Origin of the sequence: Hymenobacter canadensis (genome assembly GCF_027359925.1) — a bacterium.
GTDB lineage: Bacteria > Bacteroidota > Bacteroidia > Cytophagales > Hymenobacteraceae > Hymenobacter > Hymenobacter canadensis.
On the sequence record NZ_CP114767.1, the window covers coordinates 1,566,851 to 1,584,418 of the forward strand.

Annotated in this window: 16 protein-coding genes; 14 read left to right on the forward strand and 2 right to left on the reverse strand. The window is 61.7% G+C overall.

Annotated features, from left to right (window positions below):
* Positions 1-44 precede the first annotated feature (44 nt).
* From O3303_RS06835 to groL, 5 genes are all read left to right on the forward strand, one after another.
* The gene (locus O3303_RS06835) at positions 45-566 is read left to right on the forward strand and encodes an LptE family protein (RefSeq protein ID WP_269561319.1); all 522 of its coding nucleotides are present in this window, start codon (positions 45-47) and stop codon (positions 564-566) included.
* A 148-nt stretch (positions 567-714) separates the two neighbouring features.
* Positions 715-2,145 carry a DUF8458 domain-containing protein gene (locus O3303_RS06840; RefSeq protein ID WP_269561320.1) on the forward strand — a complete coding sequence of 477 codons (1,431 nt, stop codon included), beginning with the start codon at positions 715-717 and terminating at the stop codon, positions 2,143-2,145.
* Complete coding sequence (secG, locus tag O3303_RS06845; RefSeq protein WP_269561321.1) at positions 2,146-2,529, forward strand: preprotein translocase subunit SecG; 384 nt, start codon at positions 2,146-2,148, stop codon at positions 2,527-2,529.
* Between the two features lie 397 nt (positions 2,530-2,926).
* Complete coding sequence (gene groES / locus O3303_RS06850; RefSeq protein ID WP_185889738.1) at positions 2,927-3,217, forward strand: co-chaperone GroES; 291 nt, start codon at positions 2,927-2,929, stop codon at positions 3,215-3,217.
* A gap of 45 nt (positions 3,218-3,262) precedes the next feature.
* Positions 3,263-4,903 carry a chaperonin GroEL gene (gene groL, locus O3303_RS06855; RefSeq protein WP_269561322.1) on the forward strand — a complete coding sequence of 547 codons (1,641 nt, stop codon included), beginning with the start codon at positions 3,263-3,265 and terminating at the stop codon, positions 4,901-4,903.
* A 464-nt stretch (positions 4,904-5,367) separates the two neighbouring features.
* Here the strand turns inward: groL and O3303_RS06860 are convergent, their stop codons facing one another.
* Positions 5,368-7,104, reverse strand: coding sequence for a peptide MFS transporter (locus O3303_RS06860; RefSeq protein ID WP_269561323.1), 1,737 nt, complete (start codon positions 7,102-7,104; stop codon positions 5,368-5,370).
* Between the two features lie 251 nt (positions 7,105-7,355).
* Between O3303_RS06860 and pckA the strand changes: the two genes are divergently transcribed.
* From pckA to O3303_RS06880, 4 genes are all read left to right on the forward strand, one after another.
* Positions 7,356-8,969 carry a phosphoenolpyruvate carboxykinase (ATP) gene (gene pckA, locus O3303_RS06865; RefSeq protein ID WP_269561324.1) on the forward strand — a complete coding sequence of 538 codons (1,614 nt, stop codon included), beginning with the start codon at positions 7,356-7,358 and terminating at the stop codon, positions 8,967-8,969.
* Between the two features lie 206 nt (positions 8,970-9,175).
* The gene (locus O3303_RS06870; protein ID WP_269561325.1) at positions 9,176-9,961 is read left to right on the forward strand and encodes a S1/P1 nuclease; all 786 of its coding nucleotides are present in this window, start codon (positions 9,176-9,178) and stop codon (positions 9,959-9,961) included.
* Between the two features lie 86 nt (positions 9,962-10,047).
* Positions 10,048-10,590 (forward strand): hypothetical protein, encoded by a 543-nt coding sequence (locus tag O3303_RS06875; RefSeq protein WP_269561326.1) that lies wholly within the window; start codon positions 10,048-10,050, stop codon positions 10,588-10,590.
* Positions 10,587-11,405, forward strand: coding sequence for a hypothetical protein (locus O3303_RS06880; RefSeq protein WP_269561327.1), 819 nt, complete (start codon positions 10,587-10,589; stop codon positions 11,403-11,405). The genes O3303_RS06875 and O3303_RS06880 overlap by 4 nt, the downstream gene beginning before the upstream one ends.
* A 70-nt stretch (positions 11,406-11,475) precedes the next feature.
* On the opposite strand, the gene O3303_RS06885 is transcribed toward O3303_RS06880, so the two are convergent.
* A complete protein-coding gene (locus tag O3303_RS06885; protein WP_269561328.1) occupies positions 11,476-12,498 on the reverse strand; it encodes an SDR family oxidoreductase in 1,023 nt (340 codons plus the stop codon).
* Positions 12,499-12,644: 146 nt separating this feature from the next.
* Here O3303_RS06885 and O3303_RS06890 point away from each other — a divergent pair, with 146 nt between their 5' ends.
* The 5 genes from O3303_RS06890 to O3303_RS06910 all read left to right on the forward strand — a co-directional run bounded on the left by O3303_RS06890 (position 12,645) and on the right by O3303_RS06910 (position 17,563).
* On the forward strand, positions 12,645-13,361 hold the full coding sequence (locus O3303_RS06890) for a 16S rRNA (uracil(1498)-N(3))-methyltransferase (protein ID WP_269561329.1): 717 nt from the start codon (positions 12,645-12,647) through the stop codon (positions 13,359-13,361).
* Positions 13,362-13,430: 69 nt separating this feature from the next.
* Positions 13,431-14,102, forward strand: coding sequence for a DUF4159 domain-containing protein (locus O3303_RS06895; RefSeq protein ID WP_269561330.1), 672 nt, complete (start codon positions 13,431-13,433; stop codon positions 14,100-14,102).
* Between the two features lie 139 nt (positions 14,103-14,241).
* The gene (locus O3303_RS06900; RefSeq protein ID WP_269561331.1) at positions 14,242-14,820 is read left to right on the forward strand and encodes a biliverdin-producing heme oxygenase; all 579 of its coding nucleotides are present in this window, start codon (positions 14,242-14,244) and stop codon (positions 14,818-14,820) included.
* Positions 14,802-17,123, forward strand: coding sequence for an ATP-binding protein (locus O3303_RS06905; protein ID WP_269561332.1), 2,322 nt, complete (start codon positions 14,802-14,804; stop codon positions 17,121-17,123). Before O3303_RS06900 ends, O3303_RS06905 begins: the two co-directional genes overlap by 19 nt.
* On the forward strand, positions 17,123-17,563 hold the full coding sequence (locus tag O3303_RS06910) for a response regulator (RefSeq protein ID WP_269561333.1): 441 nt from the start codon (positions 17,123-17,125) through the stop codon (positions 17,561-17,563). The genes O3303_RS06905 and O3303_RS06910 overlap by 1 nt, the downstream gene beginning before the upstream one ends.
* Positions 17,564-17,568: the final 5 nt, after the last annotated feature.

A 17,568-nucleotide genomic window follows, 5' to 3' on the forward strand; every position in this document is an offset into this window, starting at 1 on the left:
AAGCTGTAAGCCGCAAGCCGCAAGCTCTTAACTACAAGTCATATATGTTGTGGCTGGCTTGCAGCTTGCCGCTTATAGCTTGTAGCTTCTTCCTGAGTGGCTGCTCGGTTTACTCGTTTTCGGGCACCAACATCGACCCGGAGGTGAAAACCATTTCCATCAGCACCTTCCAGAACAACTCCAGCAACGGCCCGTCTTTCCTGGCCCAGCGCTTCACCGAGGACTTCAAGGACTACTTCCAGCGCAACACCACGCTTAAGCTGGTGCCGCGCGACGGCGACCTGCAGTTTGAGGGCGCCATCACGGCCTACGACTACGCCCCGGCCGCCATCCAAAACCAGAATGGCATCGACCAGGCCGGCGTCAACCGCCTCACCATTCAGGTGCGCGTGAAGTACGCCAACACCAAAGACCCCAAGCAGGACTTCGAGCAGACGTTCCAGAGCAACGGCGACTTTCCGGCCGACCAGGACATTACGCGCATCAACAACGACCCCACCGCCACGCGCCGCATCACCCAGAACATCATCACCGATACCTTCAACAAGTCGGTGGCGAACTGGTAGCGGCCCGGGCGGCAGCATGGGCAACTGGGTAAATTGCTGTATTGTTGCGGCCCCACACGGTGCTGGCATACCTGCCGGTCCGCTTTTCTCGCTTCGGCCGAATGCGTTCAACTACGCCACAATTCAGCCATTTAACTCTTTCAACTAGATGACCCGCGCGTCGCTGTTACACATTCTGGACCACGTAGGCGGGATTTCGGAGGCAGAAATCCGGGAGCTGGAGCAGTTGGCCGCGGCTTTCCCGTACTGCCAGACGGCCCACTTGCTGCTGGCCAAAGCAGACCACGACCGGGGCAGCATGCTGGCCAGCCAGCGCCTGCGCCGGGCGGCAACCTACGCCGCCGACCGCCAACTGCTGCGCCAGCTATTGGAGCAGCCGGTGCAGGAGCGCTTGGCGGCCCCCGCGGCGCAGCATCTGGTGGGCACGACTGCCGCGCCGCAGTCAGCCACCGTTCAGTCCGTGGGAAACACAGCTGCTTTTCTGCAGACGCTGGAGCCCGAAGACGTACTGCCGCTGGAAAATACGCCGGAAGACGCCCTGGCCGACGGCAGCAGCGCCACGCTGGTAGAAGAAGCCCCCGCTCCCACCGCTACGCCCGCAGCAGCCATTCCGGCGGAAGCGGAAGTGCCGCTGGCCACACCCGAAGCCCCTGCCAGCGCGGACGCGGCAGCTTCGCTGGAGGCCGTAGTGCCCGCTGAAACTGCGCCAGAACCCGCAGCGCAAAGTTCTCCGGAAACCGAAGCGCCAGCCGAAACGGAAGCCCCTGCGGCTGAAGTCGTTGCTACGCCCTCCGTTTCCGTGGAGACTGAGGACGTAGCCGCTTCTCCGAATGAAGAGGCTACTACTACCACGGTTGCTGAAAATGCACTGTCTGCGGACGCGGATGAAGCGCCGGATGCCACCACTCCGGAGGCTCCAATAGCGCCTGTTTTGGCAGTGGAAGAGTTGCTGCCCCCGGTGGCGCCGCCCATCCGGCCGCCGGCAGAAGCCGGGATTTCCCGATTCGAGTTTGGGCTGGCGGCGCCGGAAGCCCTGCCGGCGCCGTCCTCCTACCAGCTCACCGGCGCCGATTCCGACGACGACCTGCCCCTGCTGCCCCCCGTAGCCAAGCCGGTAGTGCCTGCTTTTCACTCCGATGCGGCGCTGGCCTACGCCTTGCTGGGCGGCGGCAGCCGCCTCGGCTACGCCCTGCAGATGCAGGACGGCGAGCTGACCACCGGCCTGCCCATCGACGAGTTTTTTGCCCCTGATGCCCTGCTGCAGGCTCACGCCGCGGCGCACCAGCCCAGGCGCCGCCCGGCCCGCTCCTCCCTGGCCCTCATCGACCAGTTTTTGCAGAATCAGCCGCGGCTGAAGTCGGCGGCGAAACGGCCCGCCCCGGCCGAGGGGCAGGACGATTTATCGGTGCGCAGCACCAGCGTGGTGCCGCAGCTGGCCTCCGAAAGCCTGGCCAAAATTATGGTCAAACAGGGCAAAATCGACAAAGCCATTGAAATATATGAACGGCTAATGGTGCGCCAGCCGGAAAAAAGCGCGTACTTTACCGACCAAATTCACCAACTGCAAACTCCGGAGTAGATGTACACTGCGCTCATTATTGTAATCCTTTTCGTGTGTTTCCTGCTTGCCCTGGTGGTGCTGGCCCAAAACCCTAAAGGCGGCGGGCTTTCCAGCCAGTTCGGCGCGGGCGGCGCGGCCAACCTTATGGGCGTGAAGCGCACCGGCGACCTGCTGGAGAAGCTCACCTGGGGTTTTGCCATTGCCCTGATGGTGCTCACGCTGGGCACCCACGTGCTCAACGGCACCACCGATGCCGGCCCCGGCCGTAGCATCAACCAGCAGAAAGCCCTCGAAACCCGTCTGCCCGCCGCTACGGCTCCGGCTGTGCCCGGCGCTCCGGCCCCTGGTGGCGCTGCCGCTCCGGCTCCTACGCAGGCACCCGCTCCGGCCCCGGCCCAGTAGCAGGTTTCGGCCTTCCTCTTTACCAAACGGTGGCTTCCCTCACGGGAAGCCGCCGTTTTTGGTATCTGCCAGTACCACGAAGCAGCGCTTCGTTCACCTGCTCCGCCTGGCTGGTTGGCGGGCAACACGCTCAGCGCTGCTTCTAGCTACTTCCTGCTACGGCCCGAATGCTGCACTTTCGTCAGGCATTCCTTCTGCTACCTTCGGCCCGGCAACTGCCGTTTCAGACAGTTGCTGGGCCGAATTTTCTGTCAGCTTTGGCAGTCCGTGGTAGCAAGCTGACCGATTTAAGGCCATTCCGGCGTTCATTCTGTCAGGTTTGGCGGGCTGGCACGGGAAGTGCGGAACACTCGGCACCACCTTGTTTCAAGTAAACCTTTCAACCAAAACGTACAATATGTCGCTTAGCATCAAACCGCTGGCTGACCGCGTGATTGTCGCGCCGGCCGCTGCCGAGGAAAAAACCAAATCGGGCATCATCATCCCCGACACGGCCAAGGAGAAACCCCAGCGTGGCGAAGTAGTAGCCGTGGGCGAAGGCAAGGTTGCCGACAACGGCACCACCATCAAGCCCCAGGTAAAGGCAGGTGACCAGGTGCTCTACGGCAAATATGCTGGCACCGAAATTACGGTAGATGGCGAGGACTACCTCATCATGAAGGAGTCGGACATTTTTGCCGTACTCTAAGCCGCCCCTTTCTCTCTTTCTGAATTCCCCATACCCGAATAACTGATGGCTAAGAACATCCAATTCGATACCGACGGCCGCGACAAGCTGAAACGCGGCGTAGACAAACTGGCTAACGCCGTGAAAGTAACCCTCGGCCCAAAAGGCCGCAACGTGGTTATCGACAAGAAATTCGGCGCCCCGAGCATCACCAAAGATGGTGTGACGGTAGCCAAGGAAATTGAGCTGAGCGACCCGGTGGAAAACATGGGCGCCCAGTTGGTGAAGGAAGTAGCCAGCAAAACGGCTGACCAGGCCGGCGACGGCACTACCACCGCCACCGTACTGGCTCAGGCCATCTACGCCGCCGGTTCGAAGAACGTAGCTGCTGGTGCCAACCCAATGGACCTGAAGCGCGGCATCGACAAGGCAGTAATTGCTGTAGTTGCCAACCTGAAGGCGCAGTCCAAGAAGATTGAAAACTCGTCGGAAATTGCCCAGGTAGGCGCTATTTCGGCCAACAACGACATGGAAATCGGCAAAATGATTGCCGATGCTATGGACAAAGTGGGAAAGGAAGGCGTGATTACCGTGGAAGAAGCGCGTGGCACCGAAACCGAAGTGAAAACGGTGGAAGGCATGCAGTTCGACCGCGGCTACCTCTCCCCTTACTTCGTGACCAACCCGGAGAAGATGGAGGCCGAGTTCGACAACCCGTACATCCTCATCTACGACAAGAAGGTGAGCACCATGAAGGAGCTGCTACCCGTACTGGAGCAGGTGGTACAAAGCGGTAAGCCGCTCGTTATCATCTCCGAAGACGTAGACGGCGAAGCTCTGGCGACGCTGGTAGTAAACAAGCTGCGTGGCTCGCTGAAAATTGCAGCCGTAAAAGCTCCTGGCTTCGGCGACCGTCGTAAGGCCATGCTGGAAGACATTGCTGTCCTGACGGGCGGTACGGTTATTTCGGAAGAGCGCGGCTACAAGCTCGACAGCGCTACGCTGGAGTACCTCGGTACGGCCGAGAAAGTTATCATTGACAAGGACAACACGACCATCGTCAATGGTAAGGGTGAGAAGGAAACCATCACCGCCCGCATCAACGAAATCAAAGCCCAGATCAGCACCACCACGTCGGACTACGACAAGGAGAAGCTGCAGGAGCGCCTGGCCAAGCTGTCGGGTGGCGTGGCCATCCTCTACATCGGTGCCAGCACTGAGGTGGAGATGAAAGAGAAGAAAGACCGGGTTGACGATGCCCTGCACGCCACCCGCGCCGCCGTTGAGGAAGGCGTGGTACCCGGCGGCGGTGTGGCCTTGGTGCGTGCGCTGGATGCGCTGGACGCTGTGGATACCCACAACGGTGACGAGCGTACCGGTGTGAACATCATCCGCACGGCCCTGGAGGCTCCCCTGCGTACGATCGTGCAGAACGCCGGTGGCGAAGGCTCGGTGGTAGTGCAGAAGGTGCGCGAAGGCAAAGGCGACTACGGCTACAACGCCCGCGAGGACCGCTACGAAAACCTGATGGCCGCCGGTATCCTCGACCCGACCAAAGTAACGCGCCTGGCGCTGGAGAATGCCGCTTCTATTGCCGGCCTGCTCCTGACCACCGAGTGCGTGATTTCGGACGAGCCCGAAGCTGAGAAAGACCACAGCCACGGTGGCGGTGGTGCCGGCATGGGCGGCATGGGCGGCATGATGTAAGCATCATCCGCTAAGCCAACCGCTTAGACAAAAAAAGCCCCGCTGGACTCTGGTCCGGCGGGGCTTTTTCGTGTGCCGCATGTAAGGTTATTTCTTGCGAATCAACTGGTTGCTGAAGCTGATGAGCACCAATAAGGCCCCGAATGCAGCATAGCACAGCCACTTCATTTGCCCGTAGTCAGCACAGAGGTTGCGGCCCGATACTACGGATAGGCAAGGATCATCACCGACTTCATATTTGAGGCTCACCTGCGTATTGAGCAAGCTTAGCCCACCATACAGTAGCACCAAGCTTGCTCCTACTACCAACCAAGTATGTACACGGTCTGACATCATTATCGACGTGAGAGGTCCTTCAAGGATTTGATATCAGACAGGGCAAACTGAATCACTGCACATTATAAACCATAAAAAAGCCCTGCCAGAAAAGTCTGACAGGGCTTTTTTATTGCAGACGACTCAGATTACGCCGTCGTTACCGGCTCAGCCATCATTGTATTGAGGCGCTTATACAGCACGAACAGAATGAGTGAGGCAACTGCCGACAGCCCCACGAAGATCATGAAGAAGTCGTAGAGGCTGGTGATCTGGAAGCCCAGGAACGAGGGCCAGTTAGAGGCCAGTTCCAGTTCCGCCAGTTTGGCCGTTACATCGGCGGTGGCCTGAGAGGTGCCGTTCAGAATGTTGGGCAGGTTGATGCCTTCCTTGGACGCTTTGGCAAACTCGCCGGGGCCGGGAGGATACAGCCCCGACAGCACGCCCGCCAGCTTGTTGCCGGCAGCTGTGGCCAGAAACCACACCGCCATCAGCAGCGAGGCGAAACGCGCGGGAGCCAGCTTGTTCACCAGCGCCAGACCAATCGGCGACAAGCACAGTTCGGCAAAGGTGTGCACCAGATACATGGTGATCAGCCAGAACATGCTCACTTTGGTATTAGCGTCTACGCCCTTCACGCCGAACGCAATGATGAGGTAGCCTACCGCCATCAGCATCAGGCTGATAGACATTTTCAGCGGCGACGAAGGCTCGGTGCCGCGCTTGCCCATCCAGGTCCAGAGCACCGCGAAAATCGGAGCAAACACAATGATGAACAGCGCATTGGCCGACTGGAAATACGACGCCGGCACCACGGAGGAGCCCAGGGTACGGTCCGTTTGCTCGTCGGCGAAGAAAGTCAGCGAGGCGCCGGCTTGCTCGAACGTGCCCCAGAAGAAGATTACGAAGAAGCTCAGGATGAAAATAACGTAGATTTTCTGCTTCTCGCGGGCCGTGAGCGTGGGGTCGGTCAGGATGGTAACCGGGGCTACAATCATGGCCGAGAATACCAACGCGCCAATCCAGTCGCGGTCCATCAGCCAGGCAATAGCCGCGTACACTACCGCAAACAGGCCGATGAGCATGGGCAGCTTGCTGGCGAAGCTCTTGGTAGGCTGGGCAATCGTCTCGGAACGAACCGGGCCGTCGGTTTGCACGGGCACTACCGGGGAATGCTCCACGGTGCGCTCGGGCTTGGCGCCCAGCGGAGCGCCTTCAGCCGTTACTACGTACTTGTTTTTCAGCATCTCAAACGTGAGGCTGCCAACCAGCATGCCGATACCGGCGGCCAGGAAACCCCACTTGAAGTCGGCCGGATTGCCGGTGTCGCCGAGCGTGCCGCACACCAGAGGCGAGAAAAAAGCGCCCAGGTTGATGCCCATATAGAAGATGGTATAGGCCGCGTCGATACGGGAGTCGCCCTTTGGGTACAAGGACCCCACCATCGAAGAGATATTGGGCTTGAAGAAGCCGTTGCCGAAAATCAGGCAGCCCAGACCGACAAAGAACAGCAGCAATTGGGCGGAAGGCACTTCGGTTTGGCCAGCGCCGTACATCGAGGCCGAGAAGAACAAGGCAAACTGCCCGGCGGCCATCAGCAAACCACCCACCAGAATGGAACGGCGGTTGCCCCAGTACCGGTCGGCCATGTAGCCTCCCAACAACGGCGTCAGGTACACGAGCGAGGTGTAGTTGCCGTAAATCAATGACGACATCTCCTTGTTCATAAGGAGCGCCTTGAGCATGTACAAAGACAGCAGGGCGCGCATACCGTAGTAGCTGAACCGCTCCCACATCTCGGTGGCAAAGAGCACATAAAGGCCCTTCGGATGGCCGGTGGAAGCGGCCATCTGGGGCTGCTCCCGCACAGCGGAGGTCGTTTGCATGAAATAGAAATGAAGTGGTAGAAAGGAAGAAAAAGCCGCCGGCTGCAACCGCACGGAGGTTGGTAAAGCTACAAAAGTTTCCCAACCCCCGAATAACGCCCCGAATTTGCCCGGTTTGCGGCTTCACCCAGCACCACCCCTTCAGCGAATTTTCGCAAAATTTCTTCCGGCAACGTTGCCGGCCCGTCGTTTTGCCTATTTTTGTCTTAATTCCCTCATTTTCCCACCCAACCCAGTTTCCGGCTTCTGTTATGCTAGATTCCGCCGCTACTACCCGCCTGGCTCCGCTGGGCATCACGCAGGCCGCGCAGGTGCACCTGAACCTCACGCCTGAGCAGCTCACGCAGGAGGCCCTGCGCCGCCACGAAGGCGTGCTCACCGACACCGGCGCCCTGATGGCCGACACCGGCACCTTCACCGGCCGCTCCCCCAAAGACCGTTTCGTGGTGAAAGACGCCGGCACCGCCGACAGCGTCTGGTGGGGCGACATCAACATTCCCTTCGCCGAAGACAAGTTTGAGCAACTGCACCAGAAAATGGTGCAGTACCTGGCCGACAAAGAGCTTTACGTGCGCGACGCCTACGCCGGCGCCAACCCCGACTACCAGCTCAAGCTGCGCGTGGTGAATGAGCTGGCCTGGCACAACCTGTTCTGCTACAATATGTTCCTGCGCCCCGCCGAGGGTGCTGATACCAGCTGGACGCCCGACTTCAGCATCATCTGCGCCCCTGGCTTCGAGGCTGACCCAGCCGTAGACGGCACGCGCCAGAAGAACTTCGCTATTCTGAACTTCTCCAAGAAGATGATTCTGATTGGCGGCACGGGCTACGCCGGCGAGATGAAGAAAGGAATCTTCGGGGTGCTTAACTACCTGCTGCCCCACGAGCGCGCCACGCTGCCGATGCACTGCTCGGCTAACGTGGGCAAAGACGGCGACACGGCCATCTTCTTCGGCCTCTCGGGTACCGGCAAAACGACGCTTTCCGCCGACCCCAACCGCGGCCTGATCGGCGACGACGAGCACGGCTGGACGCCGGACGCCGGCATTTTCAACTTTGAGGGCGGCTGCTACGCCAAGGTCATCGACCTGAGCGCCGAGAAGGAGCCCGAAATCTGGAACGCCATCAGAACCGGCTCCATCGTGGAGAACACGCGCTTTGTGCCCGGCACCACCACCGTGGACTACGCCAACAAGAGCGTAACCGAAAACACCCGCACGGCCTACCCGATCAATTTTATTCCGAACGCCATTGAGCCTTCGGTGGCCGAGGCGCCCAAGAACATCTTCTTCCTGACGGCCGACGCCTTCGGGGTGCTGCCTCCCATTAGCAAGCTCGATAAGAGCCACGCCATGTACCACTTCATGAGCGGCTACACGGCCAAGGTGGCCGGCACGGAAATGGGCATCACGGAGCCGCAGACCACGTTTTCGGCCTGCTTTGGCGCCGTATTCCTGCCGCTGCACCCGACGAAGTACGCCGAGATGCTGGGCAAGAAAATGGACGAAAACGAAGTAAACGTGTGGCTGGTGAACACCGGCTGGAGCGGCGGCAGCTACGGCGTCGGCTCGCGCATGAAGCTGGGCTACACCCGCGCCATGATTACGGCCGCCCTCAACGGCGAGCTGAACGACGTGGAGTTCAAAAAGCACCCCATCTTCGGCGTAGAAGTGCCGGCCTCGGTGCCGGGCGTGCCCACCGAAATCCTGGACCCACGCGCCACCTGGGCCGACCAGGAGGCCTACGACAAAACGGCCGCCGACCTGGCCCACAAGTTCGTGGCTAACTTCCGGAAGTACGCCGATTTCGCCAACGACGAAATTCTGGCCGGTGCTCCTAAAACGACAGTAGAAGCCAGCGTTTAGGGCATAATACAATTATAAAAGAGCCCCGTCGGCATTGCCGGCGGGGCTCTTTTCATTTATCGAATAGCAAACACAGCCGAAGAAGTTGTGAGGAACCATGACAAGTAACCAGCCCGATACAAGTTTGCGGGCAGGATTGCCACAAATCCTCGAAATGCCAGTAATTTGCCCTGCTTTTCCGACCCTTCCACCTTCTCTTTCTGATTATGCGCAAGCGTTTGCTGCCGCTGTTTCTGTTATTTCTGTCGCCGCTGAGCTTGTGGGCCTGGGGTGTTGACGGCCACCGCGCTGTGGGCCAGATTGCCGAAAACCACCTCACCCGCAAGGCCCGCCGCGAAGTGCAGCGCCTGCTGGGCACCGAAACGCTGGCTCTGGTGAGCACTTGGCCCGACGAAATCCGTAATTACCCGGAGTTCAAGGACACCGCCCCCTGGCACTACGTCAACTCGCCCTCGGGCCTGAACGAGACGCAGTACCTGCAGGACCTGAAGGGCCAGTCCGGCCCCAACGCCTACAATATGCTGCAGGCCAAGCTTCGGGAGCTGACCGATTCCAGCAAGACACAGGCCGAGAAGCTCGCCGCCCTCAAGTTTGTGGTGCACCTCGTGGGCGACGCCCACCAGCCTCTGCACGCCGGCCACGCCGAGGACAAGGGCGGCAACGACATCAAGGTGAAATACCGCGGCAAGGACACCAACATGCACAGCCTCTGGGACAGCGGTCTGATCGACTACCAGGGCCTGAGCTACACGGAAATGGCCACCCGCTACGACGGGCCCATCCGGCGGCAGCAGGTGCGCGAGTGGCAGTCATCGTCGCCGGAAAGCTGGTTCTGGGAGTCGTACCAGGCCAGTGAGCAGGTGTACCGCAGCGCCCCGGCCAACGGCGACGTAGATTACAACTATTACCCGGCGCACTCCGAAATGATGAAGCAGCGCATCCAGCAGGCTGGCGTACGGCTAGCGGGTTTGCTGAACGAGGTGCTGGGCTAGACCAGCGTGAGCGGCATGGGCAGCCCGGAGGAAGTTCTCCGGGCTGCTCAGCTGTATTCTACCGTTCCTATTGTTAGATTTATCCGATGCGGTTTTACTACAAGTTCATGCTGGCGGCGGGCCTGCTACTGGGCGCGCAGCAGGCGCGGGCCCAGTTTACAGGAACCTGGGCAAAAGCAGATATCCCGCTGTTTTACAACCAGCGCTACCAGGTGGGTGATATCCTGTTTGACCCTGCCCAGGACCGCGCAGACTTTACGCTGCGGCCATCCGGCCGCATTTACCAGTATTATAACTTCAACACCACCTACAGCGGCGGGCGCCCTGAGCTGCGCCGGCAGCTGCTGGCGGCTCTGCACACGCCGCCGGCCGGCACCAGCGGCAGCGGCTACCTTACGGTGCGTTTCGTGGTGAACTTCCGTGGGGAAACCGACCGTTTTCGGGTACAGGAGCTGGATTCTGCGTACCAGCCACAAGCGTTTGCGCCGCCTCTGGTGGCGTGGGTGCTGCGCGCCTGCCGCGACCTGCAAAGCTGGCAGCCGGGCCGCATTGATGGCGAAACCCAGGACAGCTATTTCTATTGCACGTTTATCGTGCGCGAGGGTTCTATTCAGGATGTTCTTCTATGATACGCTACGCAATAGTGCTGCTGCTGAGCCTGCTGTTTCGCCCGGTGGCCGCCCAGCCCAACTGCCTGATCTACCAGGCTGGCTCGCCGGAGCGGGCAGCGTGTGAGCTTTACCTGCAGGCGCTTGAGCTTCCGCAGGGCTCCATTCAGTCGCAGGTGTACTTCGACCGGGTAATAGCTCTATGCCCGACGTTTGCCGAAGCCTACCACGAGAAGTCGGTGCCGTTTCTCAAACGGGGCGACTTTCTGACGTGGAAAAAGCTGATCGACGAAGCCGTGCGGCTGCAGCCGGACCGCTACCTGGCCGACCGGGGCTGGTGCCGCTTCAAGTTTCTGCGCGACTACCGCGGCGCGCTGGCCGACATTACTCGGTTGCAGCAACTCACCCATAACCAACCTAGCCAGTCCGGCGACGGCAACTACGACCTGCGCATCCTGGCGGCGCTGTGCCAGCGCGAGTTGGGTGACCTGCGCGCCGCCCTCACCACCTTCGACGCCTGCATCGCCGACAATAAAACCCAGGACCGGGTGGGCCTCTACGACTATTTGCATCGGGGCGTCACGAAGCTACGGCTGCACGACTACGCCGGAGCTCTTGCCGATTTCAAGCTGCAGCGCGCCGTCAATGGTAAGCTGGCCGAAACCGACTACTACACTGCGCTTATACTGCGGCAGCAGCACCAGGCCGGGGCGCTGGCGCACATGCAGAGCGCCCGGCAACTATGGCAGCAGGGCTACCGCCTCAACGACCCATACATGAGCATGCCCGACGAAATATCCCTCCCGGATATCGACCGATTTTTGCAACAGCAGTAGCGTATCCATTACGCAGCAAACGGCCCCGCTGACGTACGTCAGCGGGGCCATTTGCATTGCCAGGTGTCAGTTACTTGTTTTGGCTGGACTTGCCGCTCAGCCAGGCTGCGGCCGCCACGCCGGCTCCCACCAGCAGGGCCGCTTTCAGGCCAGTGTTGCCGCGCGTGACGGCCTCGGTGTAGTAGCTGGTTTCGCGGGTGCTGCCGGGGTAGTTGCCGCGCTCCTCCAGCTGGCCCATGGGGCGGTCGAGGCCGTTCTGCTGCAGCGGGCGCCGGGCGTAGTCGGCCTGCTCCTGCTTGGCGAAGGATTTCTCCATGAACTGGTCGAGCAAAGCGGGCGTCCAGCGGTTCAGACCGATGAAGGCCCGGCCGCCGCCGCCCACCACCACGTCGCGCTCAGGGTTTTCGGCCGCGTACAGGATGGCGCGGGCCACGGTTTCGGGGGCGTAGGCAGGCGGCGCGTGCTGGGCTTCGCGCTCCATGTAGTTTTTGGCGTGCAGCGGGTAAGGCGTATCGATGGCCGCGGGCTGAATCAGGGTCACCGAAATCGGGGATTCATCCATTTCCAGCTCCATGCGCAGGCCGTCGGTGAAGCCCTTCACGGCGTGCTTGCTGGCCGAGTAGATGGTCTGCAGGATGGCCGTGACTTCCGATAGAATGCTGCCCACGTTGATGATGGCGCCGCCCTTGCCTTTCATGTGCTTGGCGGCTTCCAGCGAGCCATTTACCAGGCCCCAGAAGTTCACGTCGAACAGGCGGCGCATGTCTTCTACCGGCACCTGCTCCAGCTTACCGTAGATGCTCACGCCGGCGTTATTGATCCAAGTATCGTAGCCGCCGTAGCGGCTGGCGGCCTCCCGGGCCAGGCGCTGCACGTCTTCGGGCTTGCTCACGTCGGCCACCACGTAATCGGCGTGGCCGCCGGCCTGCCGGATTTCGCTGGTGAGCTGACGCAGGGCGTCTTCGCTGCGGGCCGCCAGAATCAGGCGGGCGCCGGCTTTGGCGGCCATGCGGGCCGTCACGAGGCCGATACCGGACGAAGCGCCGGTGATGACGATGGTTTGCTGGGAGAGTTTCTTGAGTTTAACCGACATAGTGAGGGTGGGCAAAGTGGAAAGTGTAGCATAGCGGGTGGCCCATGGCCAGCCCCCTTAGGCATACGCGCCCGGCGGCCGGGCGTTATGTTGAGCTTGGCGCCGCCGGGCCGGCGGCGCGTGCTTTTCCGGTTTACCTTTGCCCCATGCCGCACACTTTCTTCGCTCCCGACCTCTCCGGCCTCACCTACACGCTTCCCGAAGACGAAAGCAAGCACGCCGTGCGGGTGCTGCGCCTGAGCGCCCCCGACCCCGTGGTGCTGGTAGATGGCCGCGGCGGCGTGTTTCAGGCTGAAGTGGCCGACGCCAACCCGAAGCGCTGCCAGCTGCGCATCACCCACGAAGCGCAGGTGCCGCGCCGCCCCTATTTCGTGCACGTGGCCGTGGCGCCCACCAAAAACCTCGACCGGATGGAATGGCTGGTGGAAAAAGCGGTGGAAATCGGCGTCGACCGGCTCACGTTTCTGCGCTGCGCCCGCTCCGAGCGGCGCGAGCTGAAGCTGGAGCGCCTGCACAAAATAGCCGTCAGCGCCCTCAAGCAGTCGGGCCAGGCGTGGCTGCCGCAGCTGGATGAGCTGACGGACTTCGCCGATTTCCTGCCCACCATCGACGGCGCCACCAGCTTCATCGGCCACCTCGAGGAAGGCGACCGGACGCCACTGGCCCGCGTGGCGGCGGCCGGGGCCGGCTGCTGCGTGCTCATCGGGCCCGAAGGCGACTTCACGCCCCAGGAAATTGCCGCCGCCTTTGCCCGCGGTATCCGGCCCGTGACGCTGGGCGCCTCCCGCCTGCGCACCGAAACGGCCGCGTTGACCGCTGTGCACACGGTGCACGTGGCGCGGGAGTTGGCCGAAAACCGCTAAGTTGAACGCCTGCCGCTCTCTTCTGCGTTTCTCTCTGCACACCGCTGCCTCCATTTTTCTCGTCCGCATATGCTGAAGACCCTCTGCCTGGCCGTTACGTTTCTGCTGCTGCTCACGGCCGCTGCGCCGCCCGCCGCGGCTCCCAGCTTCCGCATTGCCAAGCTGCACTACGGTGGCGGCGGCGACTGGTACGCCAACAAAACCAGTCTGCCCAACCTCATCCGCTTCTGCAACCAGACGCTCAGCACCAACATGGCCCCCGACGAGGCTACCGTGGAGCTGGACTCGCCGGAGCTGCTCAGCTACCCGTTCGTGCACATGACCGGCCACGGCAACGTGCTGTTTTCCGATGCTGAGGCCAAAAACCTGCGCCGCTACCTGATGGGCGGCGGCTTCCTGCACATCGACGACAACTACGGCCTCGACAAGTTCATTCGGCCCGAGATGAAAAAGGTATTTCCGGAGCTGGAGTTCGTGGAGCTGCCCTTCTCCCACCCCATCTACCACCAGAAGTTCCAGTTTCCCAGAGGCTTGCCCAAAGTACACGAGCACGACGGCAAGCGGCCCCAGGGTTTCGGCCTGCTCTACAAGGGCCGGCTGGTGTGCTTCTACAGCTTTGAGTGCGACTTGGGCAACGGCTGGGAAGACCTGGGCACCTATCCCGAAGACACCCCCGCCACCCACGAGGCCGCGCTGAAAATGGGCGCCAACCTGGTGAGCTACGCCCTGACGCAGGACTAAGCCTTGCCGCGCAGTTCTGCTTTGGCTTCTGCTGGCAGCGGGCCGGACGCCCGGGCTTGCCGGGCCGCATTTTTTCGGCAGAGCGCGGCACCTCGGGCAGCTTTGCCGTAGTTTTAGTGTTTAAATTCCGACTTGCTGTATGCCGCCTGCTTTGCAAGCGCCAGGGATTTTGTCCCGGCTGCGCACCGAAACCCGCCCCTACCACGATACCGTCGAACAGAATCCGTTCAACCAGGCGCTGACCGCTGGCACCATCACGGCTTCCGACACGGCGCAGTTTCTGGCCCGCATGTACGGCATTGTTGCGCCCTATGAGGCCCGGATGCAGCAGCAGGCCACCGACTTTGGCCCCGAGTGGCAACTCGAGCAACGCTACCGCGGCCACCTGATTCTGGCAGACCTGACCCGGCTGGGCTACCCCGGCACGCCGCCACTATGCCCGGCCATGCCACCGCTCGAAACCCGCGCCCAGCTGCTGGGCGCGATGTACGTGCTGGAAGGCTCGACGCTGGGCGGGCAGGTAATTGCCCGCCAGCTGGCCGCCGCCGGCATCGAAGGCCGCACCTTTTTTGCCGGCCGGGCCGAACGCACGGGCCCACTCTGGAAGCAGTTTACGCAGCTGCTGGAAGCCGCCGCGGCCACCGAAGACGCTAATGCCATGGTGACTTCGGCCATTCTCACGTTCCAAACCCTTGCCGCATGGCTCACTCAGGAGTAACCCTGACCGACGAAACCCTGCTCGGCCAACCCATCACGCTCAACAACTGCGACCGGGAGCCCATCCACATTCCCGGCCTGATTCAGCCCTACGGCTTTTTGCTGTGTCTCGATGAGCAGACCAGGTTGGTGGTGCAGGCCAGCGCCAACACCAAAAGCCTGCTGGGGCACTCGCCCGAAGACCTGCTCGGCGGCGGCCTGGGCCAGCTCATGGAGCCCGAGCAGCTGCTGGAGGTCGAGCGCCTCTGGCCTACCGTCACCGAGCAGAGCCGCCTGCTGGGCGTGCGCCTCGAACGGGTGCGGAACCGCCCGTACTACAAGCTGGTACTGCACCGCTACGACGGCCTGCTGTGGGTGGAGGGCGAGCCCGTGGCCGGCAACACCGTCAGCGCCTTCGACCTGCCCTCGCTCAACCTGACCTTGGGCCGCCTGCTGAGCGCCACTACCACCTTGGAAATGTGCCAGGTGGCCGTGGAGCAGGTGCGCACCCTCACCGGCTTCGACCGTGTGGCCGTGTACCGCTTCGCCCCCGACGACAGCGGCGAGGTGGTGGCCGAGGCCGTGCACGAAGACCTGGCCCCCTGGCTGGGCATGCACTACCCGGCCACCGACATTCCGAAACAGGCCCGGGCCATGTACCTCAAAAACTGGCTGCGCTTCGTTGCCGATGCCCGCTACACGCCCGTGCCCCTGGTGCCCGCCGTGCGCCCCGGCGCCCCCCGCCCGCCCGACATGACGTACTCTGTGCTGCGCAGCGTGTCGCCCATTCACCTGCAGTACCTGCACAACCTGGGCTCGGCGGCCACCATGACCATCTCCCTCATTGAGGACGGCCAGCTGTGGGGCATGATAACCTGCCACCACCAGACGCCGCGCCTTGTGAGCTACGAACTGCGCGACCTGTGCCAGTTCCTGGGCAAAACCATGTCGGCCCTGCTCAAAACCAAGCAGCAATACGACGAGCTGGCCTATCGCCAGCACATCACCCAAACCCAGACGCGTCTGTTCGAGCTGGTGAGCACCCAGCCCAACTTTGTGGATGGCCTGCACCGCTTCTCGCCCACCCTGCGCGACGTGTTCCAGACCGGCGGGGTGGCCGTCTGCATCGAAGGCGAGATATTCACCGTCGGCAACACGCCCACAACCGAGCAGATTGCCGGGCTGATGGCGTGGCTCGACGAGCACATGAAGGGTGATGAATTCCACACCGATTCCTACTCGCGCCTCAACCCGGCCGGCTTGGTCCTGCGGGCCACGGCCAGCGGTCTGCTCGCCATTCGGCTGGCCGAGGGGCCCGGCGACTACATCATCTGGTTTCGGCCCGAGGTGATTCAGACCGTGACTTGGGCCGGGCGCGACGACAAAGTGCCGGCCATCGTCGATGGTGAAGTGTTCCTATCGCCCCGCCAGTCGTTCGAGGCCTGGAAGGAAACCGTGGAAAACTCGGCCCTGCCCTGGCTGCCCATGGAGCTGGAGGCGGCCCACGAAATCCGCCTCTACATCGCCGACCTGCGGCTGAAGATGTTCAACGAAGCCGTGAGCAAGGCGCGGGCGCTGGCCTCGCTCAACGAAGACCTCGAGCGCAGCAACGACGAGCTCGACTCGTTCGCCTACGTGGCCTCGCACGACCTGAAGGAGCCCCTGCGCGGCATTCACAACTACTCGTTGTTTTTGCTGGAAGACTACGCCGACAAGCTCGACGAGGACGGCGTACACAAGCTGCAGACCCTGGTGCGCCTGAGCCAGCGCATGGAAGCCCTGATTGAGTCGCTGCTGCAGATTTCGCGCGTGGGCCGTCTGGAGCTGGCCCGTAAGCCCGTGGACCTGAACGAGGCGCTGGCCGACGTGCTGGAGCTGCTGGCCCCGCGCCTGGAGCAAACCGGCACCCACGTGCGGATGCCCGAGCCGCTGCCCACCGTGCTGGGCGACGTGGTGCGCCTGCGCGAAGTGTTGGCTAATTTGCTCACCAACGCCATGCGCTACAACGACCGGCCGGAAAAACACGTAGAGGTAGGCTTTCTCCAACCTGATTCCCCTCTTCCCAAAATCCATATCGACCCGGCGGCTTATCACACCATCTACGTTCGCGACAACGGCATCGGCATTGCGCCCCGCCACCACGAGGCCATCTTCCGGATTTTTAAGAGGCTGCACAGCCAGGAAAAATACGGCGGTGGCACCGGGGCCGGTCTGGCCATCGTGAAAAAGATGATTGAAAAGCACGGTGGCACCCTGTGGGTCGAATCGGAGCTCGGGGAAGGTGCCACCTTCTATTTTACCATTCCTAAGGCTGATCCCGTCTGATGTCCACCCTCAAACCCGTACTCGTCGTTGAAGACAGCGCCGAAGATTTTATGGCCCTCGGCCGGGCCTTCCGCAAACACTCGCTGCAGCACCCTGTGCTGCGCTGCGAAGACGGCGACCAGGCCCTCGAGTACCTGCAGGGCTACGGCAAGCGCCCGGAGTGGCCCCTCACCCTGCCCGCCATCGTGCTGCTCGACCTGAACATGCCCGGCACCGACGGCCGCACCGTGCTCGACACCCTGAAGCAGGACCCGCAGCTGGCCAGCATCCCGGTCATCATTTTCACCACGTCTTCCAACAGCAAGGATATCGAGGAATGCTACCGCCTTGGGGCCAACAGCTACATGACCAAGCCGGTGAACTACCCCCGGCTAGAGGAAAAAGTACAGCTCATCGTCAAATACTGGCTGGAAAACACGGAGCTTCCGGCGCTTAACTAGGGTAC

Bases quoted from the DNA above. Each gene is read 5' to 3' on its own strand.
- O3303_RS06890 (WP_269561329.1), top strand. From the start codon at position 12,645: ATGCCGCACACTTTCTTCGCTCCCGACCTCTCCGGCCTCACCTACACG.
- secG (WP_269561321.1), top strand. From the start codon at position 2,146: ATGTACACTGCGCTCATTATTGTAATCCTTTTCGTGTGTTTCCTGCTT.
- pckA (WP_269561324.1), top strand. From the start codon at position 7,356: ATGCTAGATTCCGCCGCTACTACCCGCCTGGCTCCGCTGGGCATCACG.
- O3303_RS06860 (WP_269561323.1), bottom strand. From the start codon at position 7,104: ATGCAAACGACCTCCGCTGTGCGGGAGCAGCCCCAGATGGCCGCTTCC.
- groL (WP_269561322.1), top strand. From the start codon at position 3,263: ATGGCTAAGAACATCCAATTCGATACCGACGGCCGCGACAAGCTGAAA.
- O3303_RS06900 (WP_269561331.1), top strand. From the start codon at position 14,242: ATGCCGCCTGCTTTGCAAGCGCCAGGGATTTTGTCCCGGCTGCGCACC.
- O3303_RS06870 (WP_269561325.1), top strand. From the start codon at position 9,176: ATGCGCAAGCGTTTGCTGCCGCTGTTTCTGTTATTTCTGTCGCCGCTG.
- O3303_RS06840 (WP_269561320.1), top strand. From the start codon at position 715: ATGACCCGCGCGTCGCTGTTACACATTCTGGACCACGTAGGCGGGATT.
- O3303_RS06895 (WP_269561330.1), top strand. From the start codon at position 13,431: ATGCTGAAGACCCTCTGCCTGGCCGTTACGTTTCTGCTGCTGCTCACG.
- O3303_RS06910 (WP_269561333.1), top strand. From the start codon at position 17,123: ATGTCCACCCTCAAACCCGTACTCGTCGTTGAAGACAGCGCCGAAGAT.
- O3303_RS06835 (WP_269561319.1), top strand. From the start codon at position 45: ATGTTGTGGCTGGCTTGCAGCTTGCCGCTTATAGCTTGTAGCTTCTTC.
- O3303_RS06885 (WP_269561328.1), bottom strand. From the start codon at position 12,498: ATGTCGGTTAAACTCAAGAAACTCTCCCAGCAAACCATCGTCATCACC.
- groES (WP_185889738.1), top strand. From the start codon at position 2,927: ATGTCGCTTAGCATCAAACCGCTGGCTGACCGCGTGATTGTCGCGCCG.
- O3303_RS06905 (WP_269561332.1), top strand. From the start codon at position 14,802: ATGGCTCACTCAGGAGTAACCCTGACCGACGAAACCCTGCTCGGCCAA.
- O3303_RS06875 (WP_269561326.1), top strand. From the start codon at position 10,048: ATGCGGTTTTACTACAAGTTCATGCTGGCGGCGGGCCTGCTACTGGGC.
- O3303_RS06880 (WP_269561327.1), top strand. From the start codon at position 10,587: ATGATACGCTACGCAATAGTGCTGCTGCTGAGCCTGCTGTTTCGCCCG.